Origin of the sequence: Burkholderia sp. MSMB0856 (assembly GCF_001524645.2) — a bacterium.
Lineage (GTDB): Bacteria > Pseudomonadota > Gammaproteobacteria > Burkholderiales > Burkholderiaceae > Burkholderia > Burkholderia diffusa.
Window position 1 is genome coordinate 2,180,663 of record NZ_CP013427.1, and the last position, 12,787, is coordinate 2,193,449.

Genomic DNA, 12,787 nt, shown 5'->3' on the forward strand with positions numbered 1-12,787 from the left:
GATGCGTCCCGGTTGCCCGGGAAGATCGCCGCGGCGCCCCGCTCCGGTGCCGCGGCGAGCCGCGATTCACGCGATGGCGACGCAGCGCGCGCCATCGCACGGAAATCGCGTCCGGCTTACGCGTGCTGGCCGGTCAGCAGGCCGAGCAGCGCATTGCCCGTGCCGACGACAGCCGTCGTCAGTGCTTCGCCGACGTTGTAGAGCGTCTGGCCGTACAGCTCGACCACGTTGCCCAGCGTGTCGAAAATCGAGCCGCCGCTGTAGTAGCCGCCGGAAACTTGTGCGATTTCCTGCTGATTCAGTTCTTGCATTGCGTTTCTCCAGATTGAGAATGCTAGATAACCCATCTAGCGAGGCATCGAACCACGCCGCGATCGCGACGCAGATCAATATGTTAAATATGTTAAATTCATGGGCAATGCGATTGCATTGCGCTGTCACATTTCATTAACCAACTCGACAAAACGGCGCACATCGCTCCGCCCAATCGAATATTTCGAGCCACCTTTTCGCAATACTCTCGAGGTCAATCCGTATTCGATAACGCATTCCGCTTTCGATATACCGTCAATTCCTTCGACACCGGCCATCCGGCTCGGCGGTTTCGATCTGCAGACGAGCGGGCGCCACAGCTCAGGCGCCACCGCGGCTGGAACGCCATGAACCATCGGAATGAGAACGATAATGAATGCCCGCCTTAGGACTGACCGGTAACAAGCATGCGCTAAATTCCCCACCCAATCGGTCATTACCGAATGGCTGAATCACGCCCGATTTTTCTCATTGAATTTTTTACAAAATTGAATTCGACGCGCCAATGATCCGACACTTTCCGGTCGCTCTTTGTACGATACCGCACCATCGGGCAAACCCGATATCCGACGGCAATTGATTCTATTTCCGCGGGGAATTACGGGCTTGAATGCCGAGATTGAATTTCCGTGGTTGATTCTGGAAAGCGGTTGTCCCGGCGGCCGGACGGGCGGGTGGTCCCGTCGAATTTATATGCAAATGAAATGCATGAATGGGATCGCGTGCAATGGCCTGGGTGTGCGAGCGAATGCGCGCACCGGGCCATGCAGACGGCCCGGCGCGCGGCACTGCATCACCCCGCTTTCGGCTTCGCGAGTTGATCCGCGACGGGCAGGCTGCGGATGCGCATACCCGTCGCCGCGAAGATCGCGTTGGTCAGCGCCGGTGCGACCGGCGGCAGGCCCGGCTCGCCCACGCCGCCGAGCGGCGTCGCGTAGTCGTCCGGCGCGACAAGGTGCACGCGGATTTCACGCGGCGCCTCGTTCATCCGCAACACCTGGAAGCCGTTGAAGTTGCTCTGCTCCGGGCGTCCGTCCTTGAACGTGATCTCGCCGTGCAGCGCAATGCCGAGCCCCATCACCACCGCACCTTCGAGCTGCGAGCGCACGCGCTCCGGGTTGACTTGCGGCCCGCAGTCGATCGCAATGTCGACGCGCGGCACCGCGATCGCACCGTCCCCGCCGACCTGCACTTCGCACACGGCCGCCGTGTACGACACGAAGCTGCGATGCGCGGCAATGCCGAGCCCGTGCCCCTTCGGCAGCTTGCGTCCCCATCCGGCTTCGCGCGCGACCGTCTCGATCACGCGCCGCAGCCGTCCGGTATCGACCGGATACAACGCCGGATCCTCGCCGTAGTTCACGTTCTTCACCGTGATGTGCGGTTCGAATCGCCGCGCCGGCCCGATCAGGTCGAGCAGGAAATCCTTCGGATCGCGGCCCGCCGCATGCGCGAGCTCGGACACGAAACTCTGAATCCCGAACGCGTGCGGAATGTTGTACACCGAACGAAACCAGCCGATCCGCGTGTGCGCTTCCGCGGCCGGATTCTCGATCCTCACGTTCGGGACTGCGAATGGAAGATCCGCGATGCCTTGCGCGAGCTCGCCCGGCTGCTCATGCACGACGCCTGCCCTGAAAGTCGACTGGATCGAAGGCGCGACCGTGCGATGCTGCCACGCGACCACCTTCCCCGCCGCGTCGAGGCCGCCTTCGAACGCCTCCAGCGACACCGCGTGGAAATAGTCGTGCGCGATGTCGTCCTCGCGCGTGAACGTCAGCTTCACGGGCGCGCCGACTGCCTTCGACAGCAACGCGGCCTCCACCACGTAGTCCGGCTTCGACTTGCGGCCGAAGCCGCCGCCGAGCAGCGTCACGTTGACCGTTACCCGCTCGGTCGGCAACGCGAGCGCCTTCGCGATCTCGTCGCGCGTGGTCTGCGGCGCCTGCGTGCAGGTCCACACCTCGCAGCGGCCGTCGGCCACGCGCGCGACTGCCGCCGGCGGCTCCATCGTCGCGTGCGCGAGATGCGGAACGTAGTACGTCGCGCGCACCCGCTTCGCGGCGCCCGCGAGCGCCGCGGCCGTATCGCCGTCGTTGCGGATCACGTCGCCCGGTTGCGCGGCCGCCGCTTCGAGCGTCTTGCGGTAGGCGCCCGAATCGTAGCCTGCATGCGGCCCGTGCTTCCAGTCGATCTTCAACTGCGCGCGCGCCTGGATGGCCGTCCACGTGTCGCGCGCGATCACGGCCACACCGCCGAGCGGCTGGAACCCGGACGGCAGCGGTGCCGACGCGAGCTGCACGACCTTGACGACACCCGGCAGCTTCTCCGCGGCCGACGCGTCGAACGACGCGACCGTATCGCCATAAACCGGCGGACGTGCGACCACCGCATACAGCATGCCGTCGAGCCGCGTGTCGATCCCGTAGCGCGCGCGGCCACCGACGATGTCGCGTCCGTCGATCAACGCCGTCTTGCCCTTGCCGATATAGCGGAATTCGGCCGGCGCCTTCAACGGCACGCTCTTCGGATCGGGCACCGGCAGCGCGGCTGCCTTGGCGGCCAGTTCGCCGAAGCCGAGCTTGCGTCCGGTTTTCGTATCGACGACCTCGTGGACCGCCGCCTTCACCTGACGCACGTCGACGCCCCACGTCGCCGCGGCGGCCTGCTCGAGCATCGTGCGTGCAGCGGCGCCCGCGCGGCGCAGCGCCGCGAAACTCTGGCGCAGGCTGCGCGAGCCGTCGGTGTTCTGGTTGCCGTAGCGCGGCTCGTCGCCGACCGCCTGCGCGACCTTCACGCGCGCCCAATCCGCGCCCAGTTCATCGGCGACCACGAGCGCGACGCTCGTGCGTACGCCCTGCCCCATCTCGGAGCGGATGCAGGTCACCGTGACCGTGCCGTCCGGCGCGATCGCGACGAACAGGTTCGGATCGTCGCGCAATCCGTGCGGCATGCCCGCGCCGCCGTACTGCGGATTCGGGCTGACCGGCGGCTGCACCGGCGCGGCCGCGCGCGCGAGCGACGGCACACCGAACGCGAGCAGCAGCCCGCCGGCGGCGAAGCCGAGCAACAATGCGCGGCGGCTTTCGTTGTGGACGGAGAGTTCCGGCGCGTTCATGCGGCACCTCCACGGCGCACCGCCAGCCGGATCGCCGCGCGAATGCGCGTATAGGTGCCGCAGCGGCAGATGTTGCCGGACATCGCGTCGTCGATGTCGGCATCGCTCGGGTGAGGATTGGTCTTCAGCAGCGAGGCGGCCTGCATGATCTGTCCGGACTGACAGTAGCCGCATTGCGCGACGTTCAGTTCCTGCCAGGCTTGCTGCAGCGGGTGGGTCAGGTCGGTCGACAATCCTTCGATCGTCGTCACGCGCTTGCCGGCGGCGACCGCGACGGGCGTGATGCATGCGCGGATCGCTTCACCGTCGAGATGCACGGTGCATGCGCCGCACAGCGCCATCCCGCAGCCGAACTTGGTGCCCGTGTGACCGAGGACGTCGCGCAGATACCAGAGCAACGGCATGTCGGGGTTGCCGTCGAAATGCTGTTCGCTACCGTTGACGGTCAGCGTGATCATCGTTCATCTCCTGTTGGCGGCGCCGCGTCGCGCGGGCGTCGTGTGGGGATTTGAACGGCGCTGGGCACATTCCGAACGACCAGGTGGGCCTGACGCCGTTTCGTTTCCGGATTGCATCGGGTGGCGATGCAATCGCGGCGATGGTGCCGTCTGGTTGCCCGTGCAACGGTTCGGCGGGATTCGGACGATTGCGCGTATGCGGGGATCGCCGCAGGTATTATCAGACGAATTCGCGATTGTCGTCGGGTGGGGAGATTCAGGGTGGGGGGTGTGGTCGGTGCGGCACGACCTATCACGATTGAGCGTCGCCACATCCTGCTTCTGGTTCGCCGCCTTGTCCGTGATCGTGATGTTGCCGGCACTGATTGCGCTCTTCGTGGTTGCATTGCTGCTATCGCTCTCGCTCACGTAGAGCGGCAATACACCGCCTGCATTCTTACCGCTCGCCTGGCCGTGCGTGGCGTAGTTATTCCCACCGTCGCCAACGCCGCCACCGGCACCGGCACCGGCACCGGCACCGGCACTAATCGTGACGCTGCTCGCGTTGTAGCTCGAGCTGTTCTGAATATCCGAGAAGGACAGCGTCCCGGTCGTCAGTTGGTTCTTGTCCGGCGTCGCCGTACTTGCGATATACGCGCCCTTCAGGTCCGTATTGCCCTTCAAGCTGATGTCGAATCCGCCATCGCCAGCCTGGATACCGGCTTGCTCGTTCACGCCCGCGTAATTGCCGCTCGCATGACCACTCTGCGCGCTAAAACTCGCGCTGCCGCCGCCCTGCCTGACGCTGAACCCGCCGCCCGAACTGCTCTGGTGGGCCTCGCTATGGCTCGTATCCTGCACCGACGCGAGATTCAGGTTGCCGCCAACATCCGCGATCACCTTGTTCGCGTTGACGTTCGCGCCGACGATATTGGTGTCGCCTCCGCTGATGATCGTTGCCGTGTTACTCGCGTTGATGTGCGTATTGTTCTGCGTCGCTGCATCCGAGTTCGCGTCGCCGTGCGCGCGCGACATCGACGCCGACACGCCAAACCCGCCCGTGCCATACGAAACGCCCACGCTTGCACTCTTCGACTCGTTCGTGCTGCGCGTGCTGTCCGTGTCCGTGCTATTGACCAGGTTGACCGTGTTCGTTGCCTGCAACAGCACATCCTTCGCGCTCACGTCCGATCCCTGGATCGTCACGTTCCCCTGCCCGGCGTCTGCGTTCTTGTCACCCGTTGCGACGAACGCAGCCGTACCGCCAGCCTTCACGCTGCTGCCGTTGTTCTGCGTACTGTTCTCGGTGAACGTCGGCTGCCCCCGCTACAAACAACGAACCCGGCAAACGCCGGATTCGTCGTCTCAGGCTTTATCGCCCTGATCTCCTCTTCTCGCAAAACCACATTATCAATGTGCATGGCGGAATCACTAGACCCATCAGCGTCATCCATTTAAAAAGTCGATCCCACGACGGCAGATGGTAGCCTCCCGCCCCCGCTAACCACGCTAAGGAATCGCTGATCAATAGGCTATGCCGCGAGGTTGTCGGCGGCGCTGGCGATGAAATTTCGGACAATGAAGCAAAGCGCCCCCAATTCGGGGGAATTTGACGCGAGGATGCGCCTCATTTTCCGCATTTTTCACACACATGACGGTCTGCTCCCATGAACCGACCGCAGCCGGTTTCGCGCGATCACGAGGTTCGCCAGAGCGAACAGACTGAACAGCTGCGCCGTGTTCTTGGACAGTCCCTTGTAGCGCACCTTGCGATAACGGAACAGGTTCTTGACGATATGAAACGGATGCTCGACCCGCGCGCGGATTTGCGCCTTGGTTCGCTCGACCGCGGTCACGAGATCCTTCAGCGGACCGTCCTGCATCGCCTTGATCTTTCCGCGCTTGGCCGCCACACGCCATTTCACCGGCTTGCCCTTCATTTCGTCGCGTTTGTCCACACCGATGTAGCCCGCATCGCCGAACGCTTCATCTTCATGCCCGTGCAGCAGGGCGTGAGCCTGCGAAACGTCGGACACGTTGGCCGCCGTGCCCACCACGCTGTGAACCAGTCCCGAATCGGCGTCGACCCCGAGATGGGCCTTCATCCCAAAGTGCCAGGCGTTTCCTTTCTTCGTCTGATGCATCTCCGGGTCGCGGCTCTTCTCGGCGTTCTTGGTCGACGACGGCGCTTCGATGATCGTCGCGTCGACCAAGGTACCTTCCTTCATCATCAGCCCGCGTTCGCACAGCGAGATACCGATCTCATCGAACAGCTTGCGCGTCAGGTCATGCTCGAGCAGCAGGCGCCGGAACTTCAGCAGCGTGGTCGCATCCGGCACATTCTCGACAGCCAGATCGATTCCCGCGAAGGCACGCATCGCGATGCTGTCGTACAGCGTGTCTTCCAGACCTTCGTCCGACAGGCCGTACCACTGCTGCAGGAAATAGATTCGAAGCATCCGCTCCAGACCTATCGGCGGACGGCCGCGCTCACCCTTCGGGTAGTACGGCTCGATCGCCGTCAGCAACCGCGACCACGGCACGAGCTTCTCCATCTCGTCCAGGAAACGCTGACGCCGGGTCACGCGCTTCTTGCCCGCGCTTTCCGCTTCCGCAAAGCTCATCTGCCGCTTCATCATCGAGGGTCCGTTCCGTGAACTGCCTTCTACAACGTTCTCGGCTACGTCAGCGATGACCGCCGAGTTGGTTAAATCAGTGTTTCCCTAACCCTGGCCACACCAGAAACTCAAAGAAAACTCCAATCACAACAAATATCAGCGAAAAGAATATAAAAAAATAGACAATGGTCGCCAGTTCGCGCTTAAATTTCATCATTGATTGAAAGGTCGAGAAACATCACGATTAAATATTGCATTCACACTGCCACCGGCGCTTTCTGATCCAACCGCACCCGCAACCGTTCCACCTACCGACGGCAATGCACTTGGCGGCACATATTTTGATACTCCAAGCCCCAAATCAATCCAATCCGGCCGATACCACGGGTTGAATTTTTGATTCAATATTCCCGCAACTTTTCCGCCTGCACCATAACCAATCAGAGATCCAGCGGCTGCGCCGGCCATACCCATGTTCGGATTGCCTCCCTGGGGAGCCGAACCGGTCAGAGCAGCACCCGTATTCATCAGCAGGCCCGGTGATAAACCCGTACCAAACGTCAACGCTCCTGCGACGCCGGTCATCGCAGTATCAATAAAGTAATCTTCCCGTCATTGAAGACATACTGAGCACCGGCGTTCACTGCAGCGCCAATGCTACCGCCCGTCGCCATGCCAGCAGGAGTCGGAATGCCACCAGCCGTCACCATCCCGAGTCCGATCATCCCCACTCCAGCCAACGTCATTCCCACCGGGTCCTGCTTCGTATTCGACGTCACCAGATCGTTATACGTCTGCCCGTGGCCCAACTGCTGCTGTCCTCGGTCATACGCATCCTGATTCGGCTTGATGTACTCGCTGTTGTAAGCGTGATCGCATACTGCGGGTCGTTCTTGTAACCGGCGCAATTCAGATTTCGGCAGCCCACGATGCTCCGAACTTCGTAATCGTGCTTTCCCCCCGATGCCTCAGCCATCAACGCCGCCGCTCATCGAAATGACGGGCACATGAGTATGCCAACCCATAAATGCCGGGCTACAGTGAGGAAATAATAGTCAAAAGCCGCACTTTTGACGCGCCGAAGCATGCGCAACAAGACTGACCCAATGCCCTGTCTGGCAATCGCACACAGCAACCAGCACTGATCCCAAAGCTGCTCACGCTGTTCTGGACGTCTGAAAAGGAAAGCGTTCGAATCCTAGCGGCCTGATCTCTTTTTTTCGTAGAACCATATTAGCGTGCCAGACGCGAGACTGAACAGAACTACAAACACCGCCATCCTACCAACCCGGTTCCACGTCGGCAGCTGATACGGAGCGTCGTATAGCAACCATTGCAATGCAGGACTAGCCGCCAGCTCAACAATAACCACACTAATCCCCATACCTAAAAACCAAAATAAAAAATAATATGCCCAACGAAGTAATTCAAAATTTTTATTAAGCCTCATTTATTCACAGCTCCATTCAATCCATTTTGAACCAATCCACCGGCTTTTTCTTGTGTCACGCCCCCAACTGCCCCACCCAGCCATGATGGCAATACACTCGGGGGAACATATTTCGAAATACCCATACCGATACTCTGCCACTCCTGCCGGTACCAAGGGTTCAGCGCGTCATTGAGTCTACCTTCGATTTTAGAGCCGATCGGGTACCCAATCGCCGTCCCCACCGCCGCCCCCACCATTGCTCCATTCGGATTCTGTCCTTGTAGTGCCGAACCGGTCAACGCACCGCCGACCCCTGTCAGGAACACGGGAACAAACTTCATCCCCGTGGATGCAGCCCCCGTCGCGCCCGCCAGCGCAAAACCCGTCCAGTCAAACGGCTGATTACCCGTGAGTTGCACACCGCCATTCGCCATCAGTCCAACTGCCGCCCCGATACCCATCATGCCGACCGGGGCCAACGAACCTCCCGTCACCAACCCGAGCCCGATCATCCCCCCGCCTGCCAACGTCGTTCCCACTGGGTCCTTCTTCATATTCGACGTCACTAGGTCGTTATACGTCTGCCCTCGAGCCAACTGCTGCTGTCCAAGGTCGTACGCGCCCTGATTTGGCTTGATGTACTGACTGTTGTAAGTGTGATTTGCATATTCCGGATCGTTCTTGTAGCCGTTGCAATTCAAGTTCTGACAGCCGATGACGCTACGAATCTCGTAATCGTGTTTACCGCCAGATGCCTCCGCCGTCTGCTTATCGGAGTTCCTCAGAATCTCGGCAACTATCCGGCCCTCTGCTTGTTCCACGCTTATTCCAAGCTTTTCCGCAACAATCTTCGCATCCTTCTTCGCTCTCGAATACTCATCCGGATGGAGTTGTCGATTGAAACGATCCACACTGGCACCGGTCAACGCGCCGGTTCCGCCACCTACAAGCGCGCCGGCCCCACCTGCCAGCAGGTTCGAGGTCACGTTGCCGAGCAGCTCGTCGACATTTGCATTTCCGGTCGGCCCCGCATCCTTGATCGACTGCGCGATTTCATTCAGTTGCGGTGCGAGCTTCGCCGACACGCCAGCACCTGCAGCTCCACCGACAGCACCCAAGCCTCCACCGGTCAACCCGCCGGTCAGCGCCCCTCCGGCGATATGCAGCGCAACACGGTTGTCACCGCCCTCAGCCCAACTGTCAGCCTCCTGCTGATACTGTGCCTTGAGCGTAGGATCGGTTGCGCTGTCGGCATTCTTCTGTGCCGACTCCCGCTTCCTGTCCGCATAGCTGCCAATCTGCTTTGCGATCGCCTCCGACGCCGCCTGCGCGGCGTTGATCAGATCTGACTGACTGCTCAGGACCTGTTGCAGATCCGGGGTCTTGCTGACCGTGCCATTCAGGCCCGACGTATCACGATTGAGCGTCGCCACATCCTGCTTCTGGTTTGCCGTGTCCGTGATCGTGACATTGCCCGCGCTGATCGCACTCTTCGTGGTCGCGTTGCTGCTGTCGCTCTCGCTCACGTAGAGCGGCAATGCACCACCCGTATTCTTGCCGCTCGCCTGACCGTGCGTGGCGTAGTTGTTCCCACCGTCGCCAACGCCGCCACCGGCACTGATCCCAAAGCTGCTCGCGTTGTAGCTCGAGCGGTTCTGAATATCCGAGAAGGACAGCGTCCCGGTCGTCAGCTGGTTCTTGTCCGGCGTCGCCGTACTGGCGATATACGCCCCCTTCAGGTCCGTATTGCCCTTCACGCTGATGTCGAATCCGCCGTCGCCAGCCTGGATACCGGCCTGCTCGTTCACGCCCGCGTAATTGCCGCTCGCATGACCGCTCTGCGCGCTGAAACTCGCGCTGCCGCCGCCCTGGCTGACGCTGAACCCGCCGCCCGAACTGCTCTGGTGGGCCTCGCTATGGCTCGTATCCTGCACCGACGCGAGATTCAGGTTGCCGCCAACATCCGCGATCACCTTGTTCGCGTTGACGTTCGCGCCGACGATATTGGTGTCGCCGCCACTGATGATCGTTGCCGTGTTACTCGCGTTGATGTGCGTATTGTTCTGCGTCGCTGCATCCGAGTTCGCGTCGCCGTGCGCGCGCGACATCGACGCCGACACGCCAAACCCGCCCGTGCCATACGAAACGCCCACGCTTGCACTCTTCGACTCGTTCGTGCTGCGCGTGCTGTCGGTGTCCGTGCTGTTGACCAGATTGATCTTGTTCGTTGCCTGCAACAGCACATCCTTCGCGGTCACGTCCGATCCCTGGATCGTCACGTTACCCTGCCCGGCGTTCTTGTCACCCGTCGCCACGAACGCCGCCGTACCGCCGGCCTTCACGCTGCTGCCGTTGTTCTGCGTACTGTTCTCGGTGAACGTCGACTTGCTGTGAGACGAGCCAAAACTCAGTTCAACCTTCGCCTCGACCTTGCCCTTCGGATCGTTCAGTGCCTTGGTCATGCTGCCGGTCGCACCGACCAGATCCGCCATCCCACCCGCCGCCGCAATCGCATGAAGCGCTGCCGCCCGGCCGTCCTGACTGCCGCCCGCGCCCTGCGCCTGTTGATTCACGTTCTGGATCGCATCGATCACCGGCGACTTCACGGCCAGCGTGAAACCCGAACTTTTCACCTCGTGAGTTTCTTCGTGATGACGATCCGTTTGCGACGCATCGATCGTCACTTCCTTCGCGACGCCGGTCACGTCCTTGCCCGCAACGATGTCGGAACCTGTCACATGGAGCTTGTTGCCCGCCACCATCGACACGCTACCGTCCGTGCTGCCGATCAAGCTGCCCTGCGAACCCTTCACCGTATCGCGGCTGGTGTCGATCGTCTGGTTCGTGCCATACGAGATCCCGGCGCCCGCGCTGCCGAGGCCGGACTTCTTCACGTCCTTGTAGTGATACTCGCTCGAAGCCGTATCCGCTGTCGTGACCGTCACGTCGTGGCCGGCAGAAAGGCTCACGTCGTTGGTCGCCGCGATCGTTGCGGCCTTCGCCGTCAGGTCGTTGCCGGCCTGCACCGCAACCGTGCTGCCCGACAACGTCGTACCGACCGCATTCGTGTAGCTGCTCGAATCGATCGTGTGTGTCGACTTCGACGACAGGAAGCCGTTCTCCTTGCGATAGTGCTCGTCGTTCGCGCTCGCGCTCTGCTCGCCGGCGTTCAGGTTGACATCGTGCCCGGCGCTCACGCCAATTGCGCCCTGCGCGTTGGCGTACGCAGCCGTCGCATTCACGTCGTGGCCGGCGACTATCGCCAGGTTGCCCTGGATGCAGATCGCCGATGACCTGCTCGCTTACGCCGGATTCCTCCCCGGTCAGCATGTCCTCTTCCGCGGCGATCGTCACTACATGATCGCCGGCGCGCCCATGACCCGCAGCACATCAGACAGCGCACTCGCTCATCTCCGACTGAACAGCCACACACACAAACATCGAACCCGGCCATGGCCGGGTTCGATGTTTTTTACCTCCATGCATCAGTCTCGGCTAGCTAACAAGCCGTTGAATTACTGTCCGTCCTGACGTATTTTCCCTTCCGCCGTTCACGACGATCACCGCGAAGCGTTCGATTTCGGCTCGCTCTGCCGATTTCAATGCGAATGGATCAACGTCGCGGGCTTCCCGGTGCCCACTCTGCTACCTCAGGCGCTCTGCGGGCGCAACGCGGCCAGCGATCTCAACCGCGTCAGGTTGTAGGCTGCCATCGTCAGAGTCAGCAGTTGGTCCACTTTCTCGAGACCACGAACCATGACCTGTCGCAGCGGGCCTATCGTCTTGCCCCAGCCGAAGCACTGCTCAATGCATTTCCGTTTGCGCTGGCTCAGCGCGTAGCCCAGGTGCCGCGTCGTGCGTTTATCGATCGCGCTGCCGCCGCTGCGTTTCGTGTTCCGCGCCACATGCGGCGTCACGTTCGCGTCCCGGCAAGCCTTGATGAACCCGCGCGTGTCGTAACCCTTGTCGGCCCCGACCGTGATGCGTCGATCTGGTCGCGCGACGTCCTGCAACATCTCGGCGGCAACGTCGCGTTCGGCTCGGCCATTCCCCCGGCTGGCCTGTACATTGACCACCAGACCGTGCCGATTGTCGGTCAGCACATGACCGAGATAGCTCGGCAGCGCCGGTGCAACATTGCTCTTTCGGTACAGGCGGCTGTCACCGTCGCTCTTCGATTCATGGGTTTCGTTGCTGCGCGGCTGGCCGTGCCAGTTGCCTGGCGGCCGGTCGCCGTCGCTACCATCTTTGCGACGGATGCTCTTGTGGCTAGCCCAGGCCTGAATCAGTGTGCCATCGACGCTGAAATGTTCGCCCGACAGCAGGCCCCGTTTCTGCGTCGTTTCCACCGTCGCGTTGAACAGCTCCGTCACCGCGTCGAATTCCAGTAGCCGATCCCGGTTCTTGCTGAACACCGAGTGGTTCCAAACCGCATCCTTGATCGACAGGCCTACGAACCACCGGAACAGCTGGTTGTACGAGATCTGCTCGACCAGTTGCCGCTCGCTGCGGATGCTGTACAGCACCTGCAACAGTATCGCCCGCATCAGTTTCTCAGGCGCGATGCTCGGTCGGCCTCCCTTCACGTCGACTTCGTACATCGCCGAGAACTTCGCATCCATCTTCGACAGTGCTTCGTTCAGCCACGTCCGGATCTGGCGCAGCGGATGCGCCTGCGGAACAAATTCCTCTAGCCTTACCGTGCTGAACAACGATTCGTTGTAACCGTCCGCGCCTCGCATCTGCCTGCTCTTCCTTGATCTCGGGAGCCTACATCGTGCAGGACGGACCGACGTATTTCAACGGTCTGCTAATGTGCGACAAGAAAAGTGCAGCAAGGTATCGGATTTTCATCATGGCTTTTATTTTC

7 protein-coding genes and 2 pseudogenes are annotated in these 12,787 nt (G+C 61.3%); all 9 read right to left on the reverse strand.

Annotated elements, in window-relative coordinates:
• Positions 1-116 precede the first annotated feature (116 nt).
• Positions 117-311, reverse strand: coding sequence for a hypothetical protein (locus tag WS87_RS11335; RefSeq protein WP_059449338.1), 195 nt, complete (start codon positions 309-311; stop codon positions 117-119).
• 794 nt (positions 312-1,105) lie between these two features.
• On the reverse strand, positions 1,106-3,430 hold the full coding sequence (locus WS87_RS11340; RefSeq protein ID WP_059815596.1) for a xanthine dehydrogenase family protein molybdopterin-binding subunit: 2,325 nt from the start codon (positions 3,428-3,430) through the stop codon (positions 1,106-1,108).
• Positions 3,427-3,888: a (2Fe-2S)-binding protein gene (locus WS87_RS11345; protein WP_059691184.1), complete on the reverse strand. Its 462-nt coding sequence runs from the start codon at positions 3,886-3,888 to the stop codon at positions 3,427-3,429. The genes WS87_RS11340 and WS87_RS11345 overlap by 4 nt, the downstream gene beginning before the upstream one ends.
• A 291-nt stretch (positions 3,889-4,179) precedes the next feature.
• Positions 4,180-5,181: pseudogene (locus WS87_RS11350) on the reverse strand (hemagglutinin repeat-containing protein); the annotation flags it as partial.
• A gap of 329 nt (positions 5,182-5,510) precedes the next feature.
• Positions 5,511-6,503, reverse strand: a complete 993-nt coding sequence (locus WS87_RS11355) for an IS5 family transposase (protein ID WP_059816369.1) — start codon at positions 6,501-6,503, stop codon at positions 5,511-5,513.
• A gap of 195 nt (positions 6,504-6,698) precedes the next feature.
• The gene (locus WS87_RS33555) at positions 6,699-7,070 is read right to left on the reverse strand and encodes a hypothetical protein (protein ID WP_159085659.1); all 372 of its coding nucleotides are present in this window, start codon (positions 7,068-7,070) and stop codon (positions 6,699-6,701) included.
• On the reverse strand, positions 7,067-7,393 hold the full coding sequence (locus tag WS87_RS11360) for a hypothetical protein (protein ID WP_059815602.1): 327 nt from the start codon (positions 7,391-7,393) through the stop codon (positions 7,067-7,069). The genes WS87_RS33555 and WS87_RS11360 overlap by 4 nt, the downstream gene beginning before the upstream one ends.
• A 1,411-nt stretch (positions 7,394-8,804) precedes the next feature.
• Positions 8,805-11,201: pseudogene (locus WS87_RS11370) on the reverse strand (hemagglutinin repeat-containing protein); the annotation flags it as partial.
• A gap of 366 nt (positions 11,202-11,567) precedes the next feature.
• Entirely contained in the window at positions 11,568-12,659 is a 1,092-nt protein-coding gene (locus WS87_RS11375; protein WP_059815608.1) for an IS5 family transposase, read from the reverse strand.
• Positions 12,660-12,787: the final 128 nt, after the last annotated feature.